The sequence below is a fragment of the Kitasatospora sp. NPDC088779 genome, assembly GCF_040685395.1.
GTDB lineage: Bacteria > Actinomycetota > Actinomycetes > Streptomycetales > Streptomycetaceae > Kitasatospora.
Genome location: NZ_JBFBHW010000015.1, coordinates 1 through 20,555 on the forward strand (window position 1 = coordinate 1; position 20,555 = coordinate 20,555).

Genomic DNA, 20,555 nt, shown 5'->3' on the forward strand with positions numbered 1-20,555 from the left:
CACACCCCCTTAAAACCCCACACTCTCTTCTTTCCGTCCCGGCCCGGCCCCTGCCCCCCCCCTCCGGCCCGCCCCCCCGCCGCCCCTCGTCGGGGCGGCGGGACCGGGACCCCAGCCGTCAGCCGTCAGCCGTTGGGGAGGATGACGGCGCGCCCGTTGATCCGGCCGCTGTGCAGGCGCTCGTAGGCGAGCGGCGCCTCGTCGATCCCGTAGGTCTCGACGTGCACGTCCACCGCGCCGGCCCGGGCGAGGTCGAGGACCTCGATCAGCTCACCGCGGGTGCCCCAGTACGGGGAGGACACCGAGACCTCGTACGGCAGGGCGCCGAAGCCGACGGCCAGGGTGCCGCCGCCGAGGCCGACGATCGTCACGTCGCCCTCCACCGCCGCCATCGCTCCGGCCGCGGCCGCCGTGGGCGGGGCGCCGACGAAGTCCAGCACCACCTGGGCGCCGATGCCGCCGGTGAGTTCGCGCACCCGGGCGGGCGCGGAGGCGTCGGAGCGGACCGTCTCGTGCGCGCCGACGCCGCGGGCCAGCGCGAGCTTCTCCTCCGTCACGTCCAGGGCGATCACCCGGGCCGCGGTCATCGCGCGCAGCAGCTGGATCGCGACGTGCCCCAGGCCGCCGGTGCCGATCACCACGGCGGTGCTGCCGGGCGTCAGCTTGCCGAGCGAGCGCTTGATGGCGTGGTACGGGGTCAGGCCGGCGTCCGTGAGCGGCACGGCCCGGACCGGGTCGAGGCCGCCGAGCGGCACCAGGTGCCGGGGGCTGTCCACCACCATGTACTCGGCCATCGCCCCGGGGGCGCCCAGGCCGGGCGGGCGGATGCCCAGTTCGGCGGCGCGCAGGCAGTAGTTCTCCTTGCCCTCCGCGCACTTGGCGCAGTTGCCGCAGCCCCACGGCCCGTAGACGGCGACCGGTTCGCCCTCGGCCAGGCCGGTCACGCCCGCGCCGAGCGCGGCCACGGTGCCGACGCCCTCGTGCCCGAGGGTGAGCGGCAGGGGGAAGGAGAGGCGCTCGGCGGGCATGCTCATCACGGCGATGTCGGAGTGGCACACCCCCGCCGCGGTGACCTTGAGCAGGACCTGGCCGGGGCCGGGCTCCGGATCGGGGACGGTGACCACCTCGGGGGCGGCGCCGACGCTGCGGTACTGGACTGCCTTCATGGGTTTCGGACTCCCTCTCTCGGTCCCCCCGGACTTGCCTGTCCCCCCGGTTGCGCTGCCCCGGCTCCCGGACGGGCCGGTGGCGGGCCGGTCAGCGGGCCGCGTAGGCGCCGTCGACCAGGTGGTAGCTGCCGTGGATGAAGGAGGCCCGGTCGGAGAGCAGGAAGGCGGTCAGTTCGGCGACCTCCTCGGCGCGGCCGAGCCGGCCGGCCGGGTGCAGGGCGACCAGTGCCTGCCGGGCCTCCTCGTCGGCCGCGCTCAGCAGCGGGGTGTCGATGAAGCCCGGGCCGACGGCGTTGATCCGCACGCCCTGCGCGGCGTACTCCAGGGCGGCGGTCTTGGTCAGGCCCACCACGCCGTGCTTGGCGGCGGCGTAGGCGGGCGAACCGGCGAAGCCGTTGGTGCCCAGGATCGAGGCCATGTTGACGACGGCGCCGCCGCCGGCCGCCAGGATGGCGGGGATCTCGTAGCGCAGCGAGTAGAAGACGCCGTCGAGGTTGGTGGCCAGGACCCGGCGCCACTGCTCGGGCTCGTACGCGCCGGTGGGGGCCTTCGCGCCGCTGATGCCGGCGTTGTTGACGGCCAGGTGCAGGGCGCCGAGGCCGTCCACGGTGGCCTGGACGGCGGCCCGCACCGACTCCGGGTCGGTGACGTCCGTCCCGATCGCCAGGGCCCGGGCGCCGGCGGCCTCCAGTTCGGCGGCGGCCTTGCGGGCGCCCTCCAGGTCGAAGTCGGCGACGGCGACGGCCGCGCCGCCGGCCGCCAGGCGGCGGGCCACGGCGAGGCCGATGCCGGAGGCACCACCGGTGACCAGTGCGGCCTTGCCGGTGAACTCCTGGGGGTGGTCGGTGCCGGTCATGGCGTACGTCCTTTCGTGCGGGTGCGCCGGGGGCGCGGTGGTTCAGGCCGCCGGGCCGTCGGGGGGCGGTTCGGCGGCGAGCAGGTCGAAGGCCCGTTCCACGAGGTCGGGCAGATCCGGTTCGTCGGCGCCGACGGGGTGGCGGACCCAGGCGCGGGAGGCGGCCTGGAGGGCCGCCACGCCGAGGCCGACGGCGACGGCCGGGCGCAGGTCGTACTCCGCGTCCAGGCCGAGGCGGGCGGCGGCGATCCGGATGGAGGCCTCCTCCTCGTCGACGCAGATCCGCCGGTAGGCGGCGGTCAGCGAGGGCTCGGCGGCGATCAGGCCGAACAGCTCCCGCACGCCGGGGCGCCGGTGCCAGGCCGGGTCCCGCTCGTCGCCCAGCCAGACCCGCAGCGCCGCGCGGTAGGCGGCCACCGGGGCCTCGGCGGCGGGGCGGGCCGCCAGCGTCGCGTTGATCCGGCCGAAGTCGGCGCGCAGGCAGTCCAACACGGCGTCCTCGCGGGAGGCGAAGTATCGGCTGAAGGTGCGGCGGGAGACGTCGGCCCGGTCGGTGACGTCCTCGACGGAGACGGCGGCCAGGCCGCGGTCCAGCACCAGCTGGAGGGCGGCGGCGGCCAGTGACTCGCGGGTGCGGCGCGCCTTGCGGTCACGCCGCCCCTCGGTGCTGTGCTCGGCCTTCTCGGTGGTCACGGGAGCCACCGTACACCCGGAAATGTCTCATTGGGACATGAGTCCCGACGGGACGCGAACCCGCCCCGGGCCCCGCGGGAAGGCGGGGGCCGGGGCGGGCTCGGAGGCGGGTCGAGTGGAACGGGTCAGGCCGACGGTTCAGGCGGCCGGGTCAGGCGGGGACTATCGCGAAGGAGCCGTTGCTGAGCGGGGTCTCGGTGTAGGGGCCGCTGTTGATGGCCTGCGGGGAGTAGCCGTCGAAGACCTGGCCGTTGACCGTGACGCCGGAGAAGTCCAGGCGGCTGAAGGAGGGGTAGCTCTGGCTCGGGGACTCGATCACGGCCTCGGCACTGACGTTCTGGCCGTCGAGCTGCTGGCGGGTGCTCTCGCTCCAGCCCTTGGTGGTGTCGGTGATCTGCAGGGTGTAGCCGGAGCCGCCGTCGTTGACCACCGAGGCGGTGAAGCTGTCACCGGCGCCCACCGGGTCGCTGAAGTACTGCGGCGGGGCCGGGTACATCTCGTACCAGGCCGAGTAGACCGGGGAGCCGCTGGAGCAGTCGGCCTGGACACCGGTCTGCTCGACGGTCTGCGAGCCGTAGCCGTCGATGCCGACCCACGGGGCGAACAGGTCGTTGGCGGTGTTGCACTGCACGGCGGGCATGGTCCAGGAGCCGGAGACGCTCTGGAAGCCGCTGCCCTGGGCGACGTAGCCGCCCCAGACTCCGCCGTCGTAGCGGGCGCCGTGGCCGAAGCGGTGCGCGGCGCCGTAGCCGTGCGCGGCGGTGTGGGTGGCGGGGGCGGCGGTCGCGGGGGTCGCGGCCGCAGCGGCCGGGAGGGCCAGCAGGGCGGCGAGCACGAGCCGGCCGGTGCGGGAAAGGGCCATGGGGGGCTCCTTCACTGGGGGTTGAGGGGGTGCCGCCCAGCTTGCGGGCGCCGCGGGCGGGCCGGGAAGGGAGCCGCGTGGGCAGGAACCCGACATGGCGGGAACATGTCGACCGATCAATCCCTTGATTTCGGGCACCGAGTGGCGCACAGTCGGCTCGTCCACTGCCGGTGGAGGGCGAGGAGGGCGCAGTGTCGGGGACGGGCATGCTCGCCGGACTCGGCCTCGGCACGGTCGAGGAACAGCTCTACCTGCGGCTGCTCGGCGTCCAGGCCGCCGACCCGCAGCGGTTGGCCGCCCAGATGAACCTCCAGGCCTCGATCGTGCTCGCGGCGCTGGTCTCGCTGGCCGCTCAGGGGCTCGTGGAGGCCTGCGCGGCCGGGGCCTGGGCGGCGGTGCCGCCGGACGTGGCGGTGGAGGAACTGCTGCTGCGGCGCGAGGTCGAACTGCGGCGCGCCCGGGGGCGGATGGGCGAGCTGATGCGCGCCTACCGGCAGGGCCGGGACGGCAGCGGCTCCGACGGGCCGGCCGAGGTGATCTGCGGGCGCAGGTCGGTCGCCGAGCTGTGGCGCACCCTGCAACAGGGGGTGCGCCGGCAGTTGCGGGTCCTGGACCGGCCCCCGTACATCCGGCGCAGCGATCCGCAGACCGAACTGGCCCTGCTGGCAAGGGGGGTGACGACCAGGGTGGTGTACCACAGCCAGGTGCTGCGCGATCCGGAGCGCCTGGCGGAGATCCACTCCTTCACCACGGCCGGGGAGCAGGCCCGGGTGCACACCGAACTGCCGCTGAAGCTGGCGCTGTTGGACGACCGCTGGGCGCTGCTGCCGGTCAGCGCGGGCACCGAGCTGCAGAGCGTGCTGCTGATCCGGCCCTCCACCCTGCTGGACGCGCTGGCCGGGCTGTTCGAGCTGTACTGGGCGCAGGCGATGCGGCTGCCCGCCCTGCCGGAGGAGAACCCGGAGGACCGGCACCGCCGGCTGCTCCCGCTGCTCGCGGCGGGGCTCACCGACGAGTCGATCGCCCGCCAGCTGGGGGTGTCCACCCGGACGGTGCAGCGCTGGGTGCGGGAGCTGATGGACCGGTTCGGGGCCCGGACCCGGTTCCAGGCGGGCATCCAGGCCGCCCGGGCCGAGCTGCTGTGAGCCGGCTGCGCCACCGTCGGGCCGGCCGCCGGGGCCGGAGGCCTGGCCGAGCGGCCTGAAGGCCGCCGCCGAGGGCGGTACCGCGGGCGGTACCGAGGACATCGCCGACGGCGCCCGGGCCGGCTCCCGCACACGCGGGCCCCGCCCCGCTCCGCGCGAGTGCGCAGGTCAAGGCCGGGCCGGGTGCGCGCGGGAGGCCCGGTGACCGGGAGAATGGTGCGGACAGTTCACCGGAAGTACAGAGAAAGCGAACCCCCACCATGGATCTCGGCGTGCGCTGGAAGCTGCACGGTGACGGGCGTACGCCCGCGCCGGGGGCGGTCGTCCGCCCCGACGAACGGCTCTCCTGGCCCCGCACGGCAGGGCTCGGCGCCCAGCACGTGGTGGCCATGTTCGGCGCGAGCTTCGTGGCGCCCGTGCTGATGGGGCTCAACCCCAACCTCGCGATCATGATGTCCGGCGTCTCGACGATCATCTTCCTGCTGGCCACCCGCGGCCGGGTGCCCAGCTACCTCGGCTGCTCGCTGTCCTTCGTGGGCGTGGCCGCGGTGATCCGGGCGCAGGGCGGCACCAGCGCGACCGTGACCGGTGCGGTGTTCGTGGTGGGCGCGGCACTGTTCCTGGTGGGCCTCGCGGTCCAGCGGTTCGGGGCGCGGATCATCCACGCGGCGATGCCGCCGATCGTGACCGGCGCGGTCGTCATGCTGATCGGCTTCAACCTCGCCCCCGTCACCGCGTCGACCTACTGGCCGCAGGACCAGTGGACGGCGCTGCTGGTGATGCTGTTCACCGGTCTGGCCGTGGTGTGCCTGCGCGGCTTCTGGTCGCGCGTGGCGATCTTCCTCGGGCTGCTCTTCGGGTACGGGATCTCCTGGCTGTTCGACCAGGTCTTCGGCAAGATCCACTCGGTGGACGCGGGCGGCCACCTCACCGACCACTGGCGCCTGGACCTGTCGGGCGTCGGCAAGGCGGACTGGATCGGCCTGCCCGCCTTCCACGGCCCCTCCTTCCAGTGGTCCGCGATCCTGGTCGCCCTGCCCGTGGTGATCGCGCTCGTCGCGGAGAACGCCGGGCACGTCAAGGCCGTGGGCGAGATGACCGGCCAGACGCTGGACGACAAGCTCGGCGTCGCGATCTCCGCCGACGGCGTCGGCTCCATGCTCTCCACCGCGCTCGGCGGCCCGCCGAACACCACCTACTCCGAGAACATCGGCGTCATGGCCGCCACCCGGGTCTACTCCACCGCCGCCTACTGGGCCGCGGCCGGCTTCGCGCTGCTGTTCGGCGTCTGCCCGAAGTTCGGCGCCGTCGTCGCCGCGATCCCCGGCGGGGTGCTCGGCGGCATCACCGTCATCCTGTACGGCATGATCGGCCTGCTCGGCGCGCAGATCTGGATCAAGTCCAAGGTGGACCTGCGCAACCCGCTGAACCTGGTGCCGGCCGCCGCGGGCATCATCATCGGCATCGGCAACGTCACCCTGAAGTTCACCGACACCTTCAGCCTCAGCGGCATCGCGCTGGGCACCCTGGTCGTCATCACCGGCTACCACACGCTGCGGGCGCTGGCCCCCGCACACCTCAAGACGCAGGAGCCGCTGCTGGACGAGGGCACCTCCTCCTACGACGAGGGGTCCGGCGAGGACGGCGAGTCGGGCGGGGCGCAGCGGCGCACCCCGTAAGCGGGGCGGTGGCCGTGGCCGTGGCGGCGCCCTCGGCCACGGCTACGGCTACGGCTGGAGCCGACCGGCGGAAGTGACCGAAAGGTACTTCCGCCCGTGCTTCCGCCTGGCCCGACGGGCCGTCAGGTGGTCGAATCGCTCCGTGCACCCGGGCCGGCCGGCCCGGGCGCGTCCGTTCCGGCCACTCATCCCCCCGGGAGAGGCATGTCCCTTCTGTCGCACCACCGCAAGGTCGCCGTCGGCGCCGTGGCCCTCGCCACGCTCGCGATCTCCTGCGGCTCGGCCACCGCGAGCAGCTCCGCCGTCGTCGCCGGCCCGACCGGGGCCGCCGCGGCGGGCAAGGTCCTCTGGACCCCGAGCATCAGCAAGGGCCCGTCCTCCTTCGCCTCCGTCCAGTGCGCGTCGGGGAACTTCGACGTCGTCAAGGACCCCGCCAAGGGCAGTGTGTGGCGGGCGTTCCAGGCCGCGGGCGAGGAGCGCTGCGAGACGCTCAGCCCCAACCTGAAGGAGGGCGACACCTTCTACCTCGGCTGGTCGTCCAAGGTGGACATCCAGGACTCCAACAGCCGCTACGTCTTCCAGCTCAAGTGCTCGCCGAGCACCGACACGGCGAACCACCCGATCGAGATCGACGCGACGACCGGACGCATCCGCCTCCAGGAGTGGGACACCGACCACGTCGCGCACTCGCTGTGGACGGCGCCGACCACCAACGGCCAGTGGCACTCGTACGCGCTGAAGATCCGCCTGGGCCGCACCGACGGCACCATCGACTTCTGGTTCGACGGCGTGAAGCAGACCTTCACCACCGGCTCGGGCACCTTCACGGGCACCACCTGGGACGGCGACCGCAACTACCTCAAGTGGGGCTCCTACCACCCCTCCTCGGGCGACGCGACGAACACGTTCACCAGCCCGATCATGGCGACCACCCTGGAAGCGGCCACGGCCGGCTCGTAACGACGCCCGGCCCAGATCCTGTCCGGAGGCCCGGACCGCAGCTCGCGGTCCGGGCCTCCGGCCTTTTCCGGCACGGCGCCGGAGCTCGTCACGGCCGCCCGCCGCCGGGCCGACCCGCCCTCCCCCGCCGGCCGATCAATTCGCAGCACCCGAGCGGCCCGATCGGTGAATTCCCCCGGACATCGACCGGTGCGACGTGACCCCGGTCACACGATCGGGGTCCTCGGGGGCCTCCGGGTGAGAAGGGTCACGCCCGGCGGGCGGGCGGGCGCCCGGACGGCGACAGGGCCCGGCAGGACTGGGCGGACGGGGTCGCGACACGGTCCGAGGTCCTGTCCGCTTCGGGACCTTGGTCGCGACTTCGGCCGACCTTCGGCCCGGTGGCGCCCCCCTCGCACCCGGGCAACCGTGGACGGTCGCCCGGTGTGAGCGGGCGATGGCGCCGTCCGCCGGACGGCGTCCTTCCCTGCCGTCTACCCGGCGCACGGTGAGCGGGCCATCCGCCGCCGTACGCTCCGGAGGACCCCCAGCACATGTCCCAGACCATCGACAACGCCCCGTATACCGCCTTCCACCGGAGACTGGCCCTCGCCTGCTCCGGTGGGCCGCTGCTCGACGGCTACATCCTGAGCATCGTCGGCGTCGCCCTGATCGGGATGCGACCCGAGCTCGGCCTGTCCACCGCGGAGGTCAGCCTGATCGGCGCCGCCGCGCTGGTGGGCATGTTCGTCGGCGGCGCGCTCTTCGGCGTGCTGACCGACCGGATCGGCCGGGAGGTGATGTACACCGCCGACCTGCTCGTGATGGTCGCCTGCTCGGTGCTCTCCTTCTGGGTCGACACGGTGTGGGCGATCGCCGTGCTGCGCTTCGTGCTCGGCATGGCCGTGGCCGCCGACTACCCCATCGCCACCTCCCTGCTCGCCGAGTGGCTGCCCGCCAAACAGCGCGGGCGGCTGCTCGGTCAGCAGATCATCGCCTGGTACGCCGGCTCCGTGCTCGCCTACGTGGTGGGCTACGCGTTCCTGGAGCTGGCCGGGCCCGGCAGTTGGCGGTGGATGCTCGCGAGTTCCACGGTGCTGTGCGTGGTGTTCCTGGTGATCCGCCGCGGCACGCCGGAGTCCCCGCGCTGGCTGGCCGCCCACGGGCGGGTCGGCGACGCGGTGCGCGTGGTCGAGAAGCACCTCGGCGTACGGGTGGACGGCCGCGAGCTGATGCCCGACCCGGCCGAGCGCGGCCGCCCCGGCGGGCTGCGCCTGCTGATGACCCCGCCCTACCGGCGCCGCACCCTGTTCTGCGGCCTGTTCTTCCTCTGCCAGGTCGGCCCGCTGTTCGCGATGCTCACCTTCGGCCCGCAGATCCTCTCCTCCTTCGGCATGCCCGGCGGCACCGTGATGGAGACCCTGGGCACCGGGCTGATCAGCCTCGTCTTCCTGCTCGGCTGCTACCCGGCCCTGCGCCTGATCGACACCCGCGGCCGGCGCCCCGTCATCATCTGGTCGTTCGCCCTGATGGCCGTCCCGCTGGCCCTGCTGGGCGTGTGGCCCACCGCCCCGGCGGCCGTCGCCCTGACGGCGCTGTGCGCGTACGCCTTCCTGTGCGGCGGGCCCAACGTCCTCGACTGGACCTACCCCAACGAGCTGTTCCCCACCGAGATCCGGGCGACGGCGGTGGGTGTGGCGACCTCGGTGAGCCGGATCGGCGCGGCCGTCGGCACCTACCTGCTGCCGCTGTCGCTGTCCGGACTGGGCACCGGTCCGACCATGCTCATCGCGGCCGGCACCACCGTGGTCGGCCTGCTGGTGTGCGTGCTGTGGGCCGAGGAGACCCGGGGCACCGCCCTGGGCGCCGCCCCGGCCGCCGGCCGCACGGCCGCCAGGCCGGCCGTCCCGGGCCAGCGTGTCCCGCAGACGGCGCGCTGAGGGTGCGCCGAGGTGCACTGACGGCCACCGTGTGACGCACCGGCGGCGCTGTCCGGGACCTTCCGGGCGGCGCCGCCCGGCCGACCGGGGCTGAAGTGTGACGCTCGTCACAGTCGATCGGAACGGCTCGCCGACGCCCTCGGGGCGGTGCGGGACGGCCGGCGCCCCGGCGTCGCCGCCTGTCGCGCCGGAGGGCGGGCGGGCTGCCGCAAGAACGGGCCGCGCCCGCCGCCGCCGGCCGTCCGACCTGGGGCGGCGGGACTCGCAGGTCGGGAGCCGGCGCCGGCGCCGCTCGCCCGCTTCACCCCTCGGCCCGTCCGCCCGCGACGGGCCGCCGCAGCACATCGCGGTGGTCGCCCCGTGGCGCGAAGCTGGCCGATCCCGGGCTGGTCGGCGGATTCTCGCTGAACCCGACTCAGATGTTCATCCGTAGGTTATGCGACGGTCGACCGGTGGTGGGCCGCTGGACGGAGGGATGGACGATGGGACGAGTTCTGACCGAATTGGTGGGCGACGCGGCGACGTTCGCCGAGGCGCTGGAAGAACGCCGGCCGCAGGTGTTCCGCACCGCGGGCTGGCCGGCGGGGCTGCCCCGGCCGGGCGAGTTGGACGAGGCGCTGCGCGGCGGACTGCTGCGGGTGCCCTACGTCGAGATGGTCCGGGCGGGTGCGGTCGTACCGCCCGCGGAGTTCTGCACGACCCGGGTGGTCGCCGGGCGCCGGGAGGAGGGCTTCGCCGACCCTGACCGGATCGCCGCCCTGCTGGCCGACGGCGCCACGCTGCTGCTGCCGCAGCTGGACCAGTGGCACGCGCCGGTGCGCGCGCTGGCCACCGACATCGCGGTCGAACTGGGCCGCCGGACCGAGGCGTTCTGCTTCGCGACGGGTGCCGGCCGGCGCGGGCTGGACGTGCACCGGGACGACGCGGACGTGCTGGTCGTCCAGCTCGCGGGAAAGAAGGAGTGGACGGTCCACGAGGCCCCCGCCGACGGGCGCTGGCGCCCGGGGCTGGCCCCCGAACCCGGCGCGGTGGCGCTCAACTCGGTGCTCGGGCCGGGCGAGGTGCTGTACGTGCCGCGCGGGGCACCACACACCGCGACGGGCCACCAGGGCCTGTCGGTACACCTCTCGTTCACGATCCGGGAGGCGGGCACGGGGCAGCTGCGCGGCGCCGTCGGCGAGTGGCTGGCCGGCGGCGACTGGGCGGCCGGGCTGCCGGAGCGCCCGGCGAAACCGGCGGAACTGCTGGACACGGCCGCGGAGGTGCTGCGACTGGGCCGCGCCCGGCTGGCCGAACTGACCCCGCAGGAGCTGCTGCGGCTGGCCCGGGGGCCGCTGCCCGCGCCGGTGACGGACGACGGTCAGGCGGCGCCGGGTCACGGACCGCTGGCCGCCGGCGGCTGAGCCGGGCCGAGACCGGGCGGGGCCTGAACGCACGAGGGCGCGGTTGCCCGGACCGTCTGGTCCGGGCAACCGCGCCCCGTAGTGCCGGTACTGCTACCGGACTAGATGCACCACGGACGGGTGCAGGACCCCTCACAGGAGATGCTGAACGCGGACTCCTCCTGCTCGCCGAGCTCGGTCGAGACCAGGTCCTGCACGTCAAGGTCGAACAGCTCCAGCATGTTGTCGGCCATGAGGGCCTCCCTTCGTCAGTGCCACGGTTGACCGCGGCGGACTGCAGCGGACGTTAGGCACTCCTGCATGGGCCCAGCAATGGTTCTGCACGGATGAATGGATTAACTCAGCCAAAAATCGAAACAGTTCGATCGATGGTGGACAGTTTTCGATCGCCGAGGTAGACACGACCCGACCCGCCGTCAGGAGTGCGAGCCGCGTGGCGGCATCGGTACGGGGCGTGTGGCATGAGGCACCGAGGCACGAGGAGCACAGTGGTCGAGACGCACGGAGCGCCCCAGGACGGACTCTTCACCGCGACCGGCCCGGTCCTGCTGCGGACACCCGCGCTGCCGCGCTCGCACCGCCACACCGTCCCGGCCGACCCCGCGCACCCCGCGCCGGGGTCCGCCGAGACCGCGCCGGGGTCCGCCGAGACCGCGCTCCTGACGTACCTCGCCGAGGCCGCCGCCGACCCGGCCCTGCGCGAGGCGATCGAGCTCTCCAGCCCCTCCCTGGCCGACCTACTCGACCAGGTCGCCGCAGGCACCGTGCCCCGCCCGGCCGCGCTGCGCCGGGCGGCCGAGGCGGTCAGCCGCTACCGGTTGCGGATGGCCACCCGGCCGACGCCGTTCGGGCTGATGGCCGCGGTGGTGCCGGCGCGCTTCGGCGCGGCGGCCAAGGTCCGCTGGGGCGGGGCCGACCGCCGCGCCCTGCGGCCCGACCTGGGCTGGCTGCTCCCGCTGCTCGACCGGCTGCGGACCGACCCTGCGGTGCTGCCCGGCCTGCGGCTGGCCGTGGACCAGCAGGCCCGGCTGCGCGGCGGTCGCCTGGTGCTGCCGTACCTGCCCGAGCGTCGGCCCGCCGCCGCCGGTGCCGAGGCGGAGCCGGTCGCCGAACGGACCGTACGGGCCACCGCCGTCGTCCGGGCCGCGATCCGGACCGCCGCCGAGCCGGTCCGGCACTGCGACCTGCTGGCCGCGCTGACCGCCGACTTCCCCACGGCCCCGGCCGAGGCCGTCGCGGCCCTGGTCCGCTCGCTGGTCGGCCAGGGCTTCCTGCTCACCGACCTGACGCCTCCGGCGGACAGCACCGACCTGCTCGGCCATGTGCTCGACCGGATACCCGCAGACCACCCGGTGCACCCCGAACTGGCGGCCGTCCGGAGCGCGTTGGCGCAGGCCGCCGCCCTGCCCGGCGGGCAGGCCACCGACCTGCTGCGCGAACTCCGGACCCGGATGACCCGGCTCGCCCCGGCCGACCGCCCGCTCCACGCGGATCTCGCCCTGGACGCCGAGGTGGTCCTGCCGGACCAGGTCCGCACCGAGCTGGAGAGGACCGCCGCGCTCCTCTGGCGCCTGTCGCCGCCGGCCCCCGGGCCCGAGCACCTGCGCGCGTACCACGCGGAGTTCGTCGAGCGGTACGGCACGGACAGCCCCGTCCCACTGGCCGAACTGCTCGACCCCGACACCGGCCTGGGCCCGCCGGCCGGCTACCGGCGCCCGGCCGGCCCCCGCGGCACGGCCAACCCCCAGCCCGCCCGGGCCCGCACCGACGCCGACGCGGCCCGCGACCGGTTGCTGGCCGAACTGGCGGCGGGCGCCCTCGCCGACCGGGAGCCGGACGGCGCGCTGCCCGAAGTGCTCCTGGACGACGACCTGCTGGCCCGGCTGGCCCCGCCGCGCGACGAGACGGGCGGCGCCGTCGACACCCCGCCCGCATCCCTGGAGCTGTACGCCGAACTGGCGGCGGACTCCCTGGAGGCGCTGGACGCCGGGGACTTCCGACTCGTGCTCTCCCCTGTCGCCGGCAGTGACCGCGCCGGAGCCACCTTCGGCCGCTTCGCCACCCTGCTCGCGGGTGCGGGGGGCGACCGCGGCCCGGGTGCCGAACCGGGCGCGGACCCGGGCCGGTCGGCGGACGACCCCGCGGCGGCCGGCGGGGCACTGCTGGCCGAGGCCGCCGGGTCCGTGCAGTCCGCTGGGCCCACCGGATCCGGCGACCACGGCGCACTCGAAGCGCACCTGGAGTTCACCCCGTACCGCGCGCGCCATGCCAACATCGCCCTGACCCCGCGCTGGCTCGACCACCGGGTGGTGGTCAGCGCCTTCGCCGACCCGGGCGGCCCCTCCGTACTTCCGTTGGACGACCTGGTCGTGCTGGCCGACCCCGACCGGCTCGCGGTGTACTCCCGCCGCCTCGGCCGCGAGGTCCGCGTCGCCACCCATCACGTGCTCAACCTGCGCAGCGGTGCGCCCAACGCGGCCCGTTTCCTCCAGGAGGTGACGCTGACCGGGCAACGGCCCTGGCAGCCCTGGGACTGGGGGGCGGCGAGCAGCGCGCCCGTGCTGCCGCGCGTCCGCCGGGGCCGGGTGGTGCTGGCCCCGGCCACCTGGCGGCTGACCGCGCCCGTCCCGGCGGCCTCCGCCCCGTTCGAGCAGTGGGACGAGGGCCTGGCCCGCTGGCGCCGACGCTGGGGAGTGCCGGCCGCCGTCCGCCTGATCAGCGGCGACCAGCGGATCAGCCTGGACCTCGACCTCCCGTGGCACCGGCGGCTGTTGCACAGCCAGGCGCGGTCCGCCGAGCCCACCGTGCTCCAGGAGGACCCCAACCCGGCCGGCGACGGCGGCTGGCTGTGCGGACCGGATGGTGCGCGGACCGCCGAACTGGTGGTCCCGCTGCGCCGCAGCACGACCGGGCCGACCGCGTCCGGACCTCGCCGCCCGCTGCCCGCCCGGCGCGACCGGACCGTCGAACTCCCCGGCGGATCCTGGCTGTTCGCCCGGCTGGCGGCCACCGAGGCGCGCCAGGAGGAGATCCTGGTCGAACACCTGCCCCGGCTGCTCGACGCCCTGCCCGCCGACGTGGACCGCTGGTTCTTCATCCGCTATCAGGACTCCGCGCCGCATCTGCGGCTGCGTTTCCACGGTGCGCCGCCGGTCCTCGCCGCCCGACTGCTGCCCACCGTGCACGACTGGGTGCGGGAGCTGCACCGGGCCGGGCTCGCCGCCGACCTGCGCCTGGAGGGGTACGCGCCGGAGACCGACCGCTACGGCGGCGCCGAGGTGCTCGCCGACGCCGAACGGGTCTTCCAGGCCGACAGCCTGGTCGCGCTGGCGGCGCTGCGACTGGCCCGGGCGGAGCGCTCGCTCTCCCGGGACCTGCTCGCCGCCGTGAACCTCGCCGGCACCGCGCAGGCCTTCCTGGCCGGCCGCGCGGGGCAGTCGGCGGGGCAGCCAGCGGGGCAGCCGGTGGGAGACCGCGTTCCTGACGACGGGCCCGAGGGCCGCACCGACCTCCCCACCAGTCTCTCCGCCGACCTCCCCACCGGCCTCCCCACCGACCGGCAGGCCGTCGCGCCGGCCGTCCCCGGCGTGCCCTCGGTCGGGACCTGGCTGGCGGGGGTCTATCCGAAGTCGGAGCGCCACCACCAGGCGTTCCGGGCCCAGCGCGCGGCCGCGTTGCGGGCGATCGGCCCCGACGGGCCGACCGTCCCGGCGGGCGGCCTGCTGCCCGCCGACCCCGCGCTGGCCGACGCCTGGCGGCAGCGGGCCGTCGCACTCGCGCGGTACGCGTCCCGGGTGGAGCCGTCGTCGGCCGACCCGGTGCTGGCCTCGCTGCTGCACATGGGCCACAACCGGCTGATCGGGATCGACCGCGAGGCCGAACGCCGGGCCTACGCACTGGCCCGAGGCGCCGTCGAGGCCCACCGGGCCCGCCGCTCCAGCCCGCGGGAGGGGCGATGAACACGACGGATCCGATCCGCGCCGTGGCCGAGTCGCTCAGCAGGCCCGGTGCGCTCGAAGAACCGGCCGCCGGCACCACGACGCCCTCGGCGTCCGCGCCGCCCCCAGCGGCGCACGCGCTCGGGGCCGGCCGCAGCGGCGCCGCGCTCGCGCTCGCCGTACTGGCCGACCGTGAGGACGACGCCGCGCTGCGCCGCGCCGCGCACGGGCACCTCGCGGCCGCCGTGAAAGCCCCCGGGGCGATGCGGGGCGGCGGACTCTTCTCCGGCGCCGCCGCGATCGCCTTCGCCGCCCGCACCATGGCGCGGCGCCCCGGCGAGTACCGCACGCTGCTCGACGGGCTGACGCCCCGGGTCCGGCAGGCCGCGGCCGGGCGCGTCGCCGACCTGCGCGCCGATCTGGCCGCCGGCACGGGCCTGCGCGCACACACCTTCGACGCCGTCTCGGGCGCGGCGGGCCTGGGCCGGCTGCTGCTCGCGCTGGAGCCGGCCGGACCGGCACTGGCCGACCTGCTCACCGCGCTGGTCGCGCTGGCCGAGCCGACCGGCGGTGTGCTGCCGCGCTGGTGGACCGCCGGTGGACCGGGACTGCCCGGCGCGGATCCCGGGTTCCCCCGGGGGCACCTCAACCTGGGCCTGGCCCACGGGGTCCCGGGCCCGCTCGCCCTCCTGGCGCTGGCCCGGCTGCGCGGTGTGGAGGTGCCCGGGCAGGACGAGGCGATCGAGGCGCTGGCGAGTTGGCTCGCCGCCCGGCGGATCCCCGGCCCGGTCGACCCGGACAGGCCCGTCCCGACCGAGCCGGTGCCCATGGGCCCCGACCCGGCCGGGGATCGGCCCGGCGTGGGCGGGTCCTGGCCGATGACCGTACGCGTCGAGGACGAGGAGGCCGGCCGGCTGCCGGCCGACCAGCCGACGCGGGCGGCCTGGTGCTACGGAACCCCCGGTGCGGCCCGCGCGCTCTTCCTTGCGGGCGCGGCCCACGGCCGCTCCGACTGGCGGACCACCGCCGTCGCGGCGCTGACCGACACGCTGCGCGACCCCGCCGGCTGGAACCTCCAGGGCCCCGGACTCTGCCACGGCACCGGCGGCCTGCTGCGGATCGCCCAGCGGATGGCCGAGGACTCCGGCTCCGCCGAACTGACCGCCCGTCTGCCCGCGCTCGCCGCCACCGTCGCGAGCCGGCTCGACACGGCACTCGGCACCGGAGACCCGCCCGGCCTCCTGGAGGGGACGGCAGGCGCGGCCCTCGCCCTGCACGCCCACGCCCGTGCCCGTACCGCTGCGCGGGCGTCCTCGGCGGGCACCGGCGACGCCGCCGAGGAGTGGGACGCCTTCCTGCTGATCTGCTGAGCTGCTGAGCTGCTGAGCTGTTGAGCTGCTGATCATCAGGAAAGCCGTCCCGCCCGCCGGGCCGTCACTTCTCGGGGGCGCCCTACTCCACCGTCACGCTCTTCGCCAGGTTGCGCGGCTTGTCGACATCGCGGTCGAGGGCCACGGCGGCGTGGTAGGCGAGGAGTTGGAGCGGGATGTTGAGCAGCAGCGGGTCGAGCTCGGGCTCGCTCTTGGGGACGAGGACGCAGTGGTCGGCGAGCTTGTCCTCGGGGCGGCGGTGCGCGATGGCGATCACGCGGCCGGAGCGGGCCTTGATCTCACCGAGGGTGGTGAGGTTCTTGTCGAGCAGTTCGTCGTCCGGGACGAGTGCGACGGTGGGCAGTTCGGGGCTGATCAGCGCCAGCGGACCGTGCTTCAGCTCGCTCGCCGGGTAGGCCTCGGCGTGCACGTAGGAGATCTCCTTGAGCTTCTGCGCGCCCTCCCGGGCGACCGGGTAGCCGCGGACCCGGCCGATGAACATCATGCCCGCCGATCCGGCGTACTCGGCGGCGAGTTCGGCGATGGCCTCGGTCTGCGCGAGCACCTCGCGGATCTGGTCCGGCAGCGCCTTCAGGGCCGCGACGATCCGGCGGCCGTCGGCGGGCGACAGGTCGTGGATGCGGCCGAAGTGCAGGGCGAGCAGCGCGAAGGCGACCACGGTGGAGGTGAAGGCCTTGGTGGAGGCGACCGAGATCTCCGGCCCGGCGTGCAGGTACATGCCGCCGTCGCACTCGCGGGCGATGGCGCTGCCCACGGTGTTGACGACGCCGAGCACCCGGCCGCCCTTGCGCTTGATCTCCTGGACGGCGGCCAGCGTGTCGTAGGTCTCGCCGGACTGGCTGACCGCGATGTAGAGCGTGTCCGCCTCGATCACCGGGTTGCGGTAGCGGAACTCGGAGGCGGGCTCGCTGTGCGCGGGGATGCGGGAGAGTTCCTCGATCAGCTGGGCGCCCATCTCGCCGGCGTAGTAGGCGGATCCGCAGCCGAGGATCTTCACCCGGCGGATCTCGCGCAGCTCCCGGGCGTCCAGGTTGAGGCCGCCGAGGTGCGCGGTGGAGAAGCGCTCGTCGAGCCGGCCGCTGAGCGTGCGCTCGACCGAGCCGGGCTGCTCGTGGATCTCCTTGAGCAGGAAGTGCTCGTAGCCGCCGGTGTCGTAGGAGTCGATCTCCCAGTCCACGGTGGACGGCTGGTGGTGGGTGGTGCGGGCGTCGGTGGTGAAGGTGCGGAAGCCGTCGGCGCGGACGGTGGCCAGCTCGCCGTCCTCCAGGTGGACGACCTGGCGGGTGTAGCGGACGAGGGCGGAGACGTCGGAGGCGACGAACATCTCCTTCTCACCGAGGCCGAGCACTATCGGGCTGCCGTTGCGGGCGGCCACGATCCGGTCCGGCTGCTCGGCGTCGAGCACCGCGATGCCGTAGGTGCCGACCACCCGGGCGAGCGCGGCGCGCACCGCGTCCTCCAGCTCGACTCCCTCGCCGACGTGCGCGGCGATCAGGTGGGAGAGCACCTCGGTGTCGGTCTCGGAGCGGAACACGACGCCGTCGGCGGTGAGCTTGGCGCGCAGTTCGTCGGCGTTCTCGATGATGCCGTTGTGGACGACGGCGATCCGCTCGGCGCCGTCCAGGTGCGGGTGGGCGTTGGCGTCACTGGGCACGCCGTGGGTCGCCCAGCGGGTGTGGCCGATGCCGGTGCCGCCCTTGAACCGGGCCGGGACGGCGGCGGCCAGGTCGGCGACCCGGCCCTTGACCTTGCGGACCTTGAGCCCACCGGTGCGCCCGGTGACGGCCACGCCGGCCGAGTCGTAGCCGCGGTACTCCAGCCGGGCCAGGCCCTCCAGCAGGAAGGGGGTCGCGTCCTTGGGGCCGATGTAGGCCACGATTCCGCACATGCGTGGTCTCCTCTTCGTGAATGCCGTGAGTGCCGTAAGTGCCGTGAATGCCGTAAGTGCTGTGAATGCGCCAGTGCCGTGCCCCCCGCCCCGGCAGCGCTCAGCCGTAGACGATGCGGCGCAGCTGGCGGGCCGAGAGCTCGGGTGCCGCGACCCGGCGGGCGGGGAGTTCCTCGGCGAGCCGGGTGAAGATCCGTTCGTTGGTCAGTCCGCGTGCCTGGAGCTCGCCGTGGCGGCGGCGGACGTACTCCTCGGTGCTCTCGGAGAAGTACGCCAGCACCTCCGCCACGACCCGCGCCGCCTCCCGGGGCCCGAGCGGGCTGGTCCGGGTGAGGTGGGCGAGGAGGTCGTCGTGAGGGTGGGGTGAGCTCGGCACGAGTGAGGAGCCTAGGCCGCGCCGCCTCTGGGGCCAAGAATCCTGCCCGAAATCGGGCAGACTTTACGACTTTCAGCTCAAACAACCAGTCACATCGTCCTCCCGAGCCCCTTCCGACTCCTTCCCGACGCACCCTTGTAGCCGCACCCCTCCGACACGTAGCGTCATTTTCCGCATACGTAGCGGAAGACCGGAGGCTTGCTGATGTGCGGGATCACCGGATGGGTCGCCTTCAACCGTGACCTCACCGCCGAACGGGCCGTCGTCGACGCCATGACGGCCACCCAGATCTGCCGCGGCCCGGACGCCGGCGGCGTCCACCTGGAGCGACACGCCGCCCTCGGCCACCGCCGCCTCGCGGTGATCGACCTGGAGGGCGGCGTCCAGCCCATGACCGTCGAGCACGACGGCCGGCTGCTGGCGGCGCTCACCTACAGCGGCGAGGTCTACAACCACCGCGAGCTGCGCGCGGAACTGAAGGCGGCCGGACACCGCTTCCGCACCCGCAGCGACACCGAGGTCGTGCTGCACGCCTACCTGGAGTGGGGCGAGGGCCTGGCCGAACGCCTCAACGGGATGTTCGCCTTCGCGATCTGGGACGCCCGCAGCGAGGAACTGCTGCTGGTCCGCGACCGGATGGGCGTCAAGCCGCTGCACTACCACCTCACCCCCGACGGCGTGATCTTCGGCTCCGAGGTGAAGGCCATCCTGGCCCACCCCGCCGTCCGCCCGGTGGTCGACCTGGACGGGCTGCGCGAACTGCTCGCCTTCACCCGCACCCCGGGCATCACCCCCTACCGGGGCATCGTCGAGGTCCGGCCCGGGCACGTCGTCCGGGTCCGCCGCGAGGGCGTGTCGGTGCGCCGCTACTGGGCGCTGGAGGCGCGCGAGCACACCGACACCCTCGAGGCCACCGTCGCCACCGTCCGGGCCCTACTGGACGACATCGTCCACCGCCAGCTCGATTCGGACGTCCCGCTCTGCTCGCTGCTCTCCGGCGGCCTGGACTCCAGCGCCGTCACCGCCCTCGCCGCCCGGGTCCTGCGGGCCGAGGGCGCCGGCCCGGTGCGCTCCTTCGCCGTCGACTTCGCCGGCCAGAGCGAGAACTTCCACGCCAGCGAGGTCCGGCCGACCCTGGACGGCCCGTACGCCCGGCTGCTGGCCGAGCACGTCGGGGCCGACCACAACGTGATCGAGCTGGACGCCGCCGCGCTCACCGACCTCGCCCAGCGGGACGCCGTCCTGCGCGCCCGCGACCTGCCCGGCGGCTTCGGCGACATGGACATCTCGCTGCTGCTGCTCTTCCAGGGCGTGCGCCGCCAGTCCACCGTCGCCCTGTCGGGCGAGTCCGCGGACGAACTGTTCGGCGGCTACCGCTGGTTCCACGACCCGAAGGCCGTCGCCGCCGACGACTTCCCCTGGGCGGTCTCGCTGACCGGCCTCGGCGGCCAGGGCACAGGACCGCGCGAACACCTGCTCGACGCCGGCCTGCTCGCCGAGCTCGACCTGCCCGGCTACCGGCGGGCCCGCTACCACGAGGCACTCGCCGAAGTCCCGCACCTGCCGGACGCCGATCCGCTGGAACGGCGGATGCGCGAGATCTCGTACCTCCACCTGACCCGCTTCGTCTGCATCCTGCTCGACCGCAAGGACCGGATGAGCATGGCCAACGGTCTGGAGGTGCGGGTGCCGTTCTGCGACCACCGGCTGGTCCAGTACGTCTTCAACACGCCGTGGGCGATGAAGCACTTCGACGGCCGGGAGAAGAGCCTGCTGCGCGCCGCCGTCCGGGACGTGCTGCCGGACGCCGTCGCCGACCGGGTGAAGAGCCCGTACCCGGTCACCGAGGACCCGCACTACCCGGCGCTGCTGCGGGCCGAGCTCGCCCGGCTCGCCGCCGAGCAGAAGTCCCCGGCGCTCGCCCTGCTCGACCGGCGGCGCCTCGCCGACGCGCTCGATCCGGGCACCGACCCGCAGTCCGTCCGGCTGGCCGTCGACTTCGCGCTCGAACTGCACACCTGGCTGACGGACTACCAGGTGACGCTGGACATCTGACGGTGGGCCGCCCCGGGCGGCGCGGCGGCCTCGACGGCGGGCCGCTGCGCCGTTCGGGTGATTGATCCGGGTGACGAATCCCGGGTGATCATCCGGAACCAACCCGCCGCGCCCGGGCGTCGGACGGTGCGGTAGCGTCGCCGACACCTCCCGAATGGCGGGCGATAACGCGGATTCCCGCCGCCGTGCCGTCAGGATGGGAGCGAACCGTCCACCTCGAT

15 protein-coding genes are annotated in these 20,555 nt (G+C 74.6%); 8 read left to right on the top strand and 7 right to left on the bottom strand.

The window, feature by feature from the left end:
* Positions 1-125: 125 nt before the first annotated feature.
* The 4 genes from AB0P03_RS16605 to AB0P03_RS16620 all read right to left on the bottom strand — a co-directional run bounded on the left by AB0P03_RS16605 (position 126) and on the right by AB0P03_RS16620 (position 3,580).
* A complete protein-coding gene (locus AB0P03_RS16605; protein WP_363585828.1) occupies positions 126-1,166 on the bottom strand; it encodes an NAD(P)-dependent alcohol dehydrogenase in 1,041 nt (346 codons plus the stop codon).
* 91 nt (positions 1,167-1,257) lie between these two features.
* Positions 1,258-2,025, bottom strand: a complete 768-nt coding sequence (locus AB0P03_RS16610; RefSeq protein WP_363629396.1) for an SDR family NAD(P)-dependent oxidoreductase — start codon at positions 2,023-2,025, stop codon at positions 1,258-1,260.
* Between the two features lie 42 nt (positions 2,026-2,067).
* Positions 2,068-2,718 (bottom strand): TetR family transcriptional regulator, encoded by a 651-nt coding sequence (locus AB0P03_RS16615; RefSeq protein WP_363629398.1) that lies wholly within the window; start codon positions 2,716-2,718, stop codon positions 2,068-2,070.
* A gap of 151 nt (positions 2,719-2,869) precedes the next feature.
* A complete protein-coding gene (locus AB0P03_RS16620; RefSeq protein WP_363629400.1) occupies positions 2,870-3,580 on the bottom strand; it encodes a G1 family glutamic endopeptidase in 711 nt (236 codons plus the stop codon).
* A 191-nt stretch (positions 3,581-3,771) separates the two neighbouring features.
* On the opposite strand from AB0P03_RS16620, the gene AB0P03_RS16625 reads away from it, so the two are divergent.
* The 5 genes from AB0P03_RS16625 to AB0P03_RS16645 all read left to right on the top strand — a co-directional run bounded on the left by AB0P03_RS16625 (position 3,772) and on the right by AB0P03_RS16645 (position 10,686).
* On the top strand, positions 3,772-4,725 hold the full coding sequence (locus tag AB0P03_RS16625; protein ID WP_363629402.1) for a helix-turn-helix transcriptional regulator: 954 nt from the start codon (positions 3,772-3,774) through the stop codon (positions 4,723-4,725).
* 260 nt (positions 4,726-4,985) lie between these two features.
* The gene (locus AB0P03_RS16630; RefSeq protein ID WP_363585833.1) at positions 4,986-6,404 is read left to right on the top strand and encodes a solute carrier family 23 protein; all 1,419 of its coding nucleotides are present in this window, start codon (positions 4,986-4,988) and stop codon (positions 6,402-6,404) included.
* 204 nt (positions 6,405-6,608) lie between these two features.
* Complete coding sequence (locus AB0P03_RS16635) at positions 6,609-7,364, top strand: heparin lyase I family protein (protein WP_363629404.1); 756 nt, start codon at positions 6,609-6,611, stop codon at positions 7,362-7,364.
* A 533-nt stretch (positions 7,365-7,897) separates the two neighbouring features.
* Positions 7,898-9,283: an MFS transporter gene (locus tag AB0P03_RS16640; RefSeq protein ID WP_363585835.1), complete on the top strand. Its 1,386-nt coding sequence runs from the start codon at positions 7,898-7,900 to the stop codon at positions 9,281-9,283.
* Between the two features lie 482 nt (positions 9,284-9,765).
* Entirely contained in the window at positions 9,766-10,686 is a 921-nt protein-coding gene (locus tag AB0P03_RS16645) for a cupin domain-containing protein (protein ID WP_363585836.1), read from the top strand.
* A 101-nt stretch (positions 10,687-10,787) separates the two neighbouring features.
* Here AB0P03_RS16645 and AB0P03_RS16650 read toward each other — a convergent pair whose 3' ends face one another.
* On the bottom strand, positions 10,788-10,919 hold the full coding sequence (locus tag AB0P03_RS16650; RefSeq protein WP_363629406.1) for a hypothetical protein: 132 nt from the start codon (positions 10,917-10,919) through the stop codon (positions 10,788-10,790).
* Positions 10,920-11,174: 255 nt separating this feature from the next.
* On the opposite strand from AB0P03_RS16650, the gene AB0P03_RS16655 reads away from it, so the two are divergent.
* A complete protein-coding gene (locus AB0P03_RS16655) occupies positions 11,175-14,645 on the top strand; it encodes a lantibiotic dehydratase (RefSeq protein ID WP_363629408.1) in 3,471 nt (1,156 codons plus the stop codon).
* Positions 14,642-15,994, top strand: a complete 1,353-nt coding sequence (locus AB0P03_RS16660; RefSeq protein WP_363629409.1) for a lanthionine synthetase C family protein — start codon at positions 14,642-14,644, stop codon at positions 15,992-15,994. The genes AB0P03_RS16655 and AB0P03_RS16660 overlap by 4 nt, the downstream gene beginning before the upstream one ends.
* An 82-nt stretch (positions 15,995-16,076) precedes the next feature.
* Here AB0P03_RS16660 and glmS read toward each other — a convergent pair whose 3' ends face one another.
* Both glmS and AB0P03_RS16670 read right to left on the bottom strand, forming a co-directional pair.
* Positions 16,077-17,903 carry a glutamine--fructose-6-phosphate transaminase (isomerizing) gene (glmS, locus tag AB0P03_RS16665; protein ID WP_363629411.1) on the bottom strand — a complete coding sequence of 609 codons (1,827 nt, stop codon included), beginning with the start codon at positions 17,901-17,903 and terminating at the stop codon, positions 16,077-16,079.
* Positions 17,904-18,003: 100 nt separating this feature from the next.
* Positions 18,004-18,279, bottom strand: a complete 276-nt coding sequence (locus AB0P03_RS16670; RefSeq protein WP_063350341.1) for a hypothetical protein — start codon at positions 18,277-18,279, stop codon at positions 18,004-18,006.
* A 204-nt stretch (positions 18,280-18,483) separates the two neighbouring features.
* Here AB0P03_RS16670 and asnB point away from each other — a divergent pair, with 204 nt between their 5' ends.
* Entirely contained in the window at positions 18,484-20,334 is a 1,851-nt protein-coding gene (gene asnB / locus AB0P03_RS16675) for an asparagine synthase (glutamine-hydrolyzing) (RefSeq protein ID WP_363585840.1), read from the top strand.
* The last annotated feature ends 221 nt before the right edge of the window (positions 20,335-20,555 follow it).

Bases quoted from the DNA above. Each gene is read 5' to 3' on its own strand.
- AB0P03_RS16605 (WP_363585828.1), bottom strand. From the start codon at position 1,166: ATGAAGGCAGTCCAGTACCGCAGCGTCGGCGCCGCCCCCGAGGTGGTC.
- AB0P03_RS16610 (WP_363629396.1), bottom strand. From the start codon at position 2,025: ATGACCGGCACCGACCACCCCCAGGAGTTCACCGGCAAGGCCGCACTG.
- AB0P03_RS16620 (WP_363629400.1), bottom strand. From the start codon at position 3,580: ATGGCCCTTTCCCGCACCGGCCGGCTCGTGCTCGCCGCCCTGCTGGCC.
- AB0P03_RS16630 (WP_363585833.1), top strand. From the start codon at position 4,986: ATGGATCTCGGCGTGCGCTGGAAGCTGCACGGTGACGGGCGTACGCCC.
- AB0P03_RS16635 (WP_363629404.1), top strand. From the start codon at position 6,609: ATGTCCCTTCTGTCGCACCACCGCAAGGTCGCCGTCGGCGCCGTGGCC.
- AB0P03_RS16640 (WP_363585835.1), top strand. From the start codon at position 7,898: ATGTCCCAGACCATCGACAACGCCCCGTATACCGCCTTCCACCGGAGA.
- AB0P03_RS16645 (WP_363585836.1), top strand. From the start codon at position 9,766: ATGGGACGAGTTCTGACCGAATTGGTGGGCGACGCGGCGACGTTCGCC.
- AB0P03_RS16650 (WP_363629406.1), bottom strand. From the start codon at position 10,919: ATGGCCGACAACATGCTGGAGCTGTTCGACCTTGACGTGCAGGACCTG.
- AB0P03_RS16660 (WP_363629409.1), top strand. From the start codon at position 14,642: ATGAACACGACGGATCCGATCCGCGCCGTGGCCGAGTCGCTCAGCAGG.
- glmS (WP_363629411.1), bottom strand. From the start codon at position 17,903: ATGTGCGGAATCGTGGCCTACATCGGCCCCAAGGACGCGACCCCCTTC.
- asnB (WP_363585840.1), top strand. From the start codon at position 18,484: ATGTGCGGGATCACCGGATGGGTCGCCTTCAACCGTGACCTCACCGCC.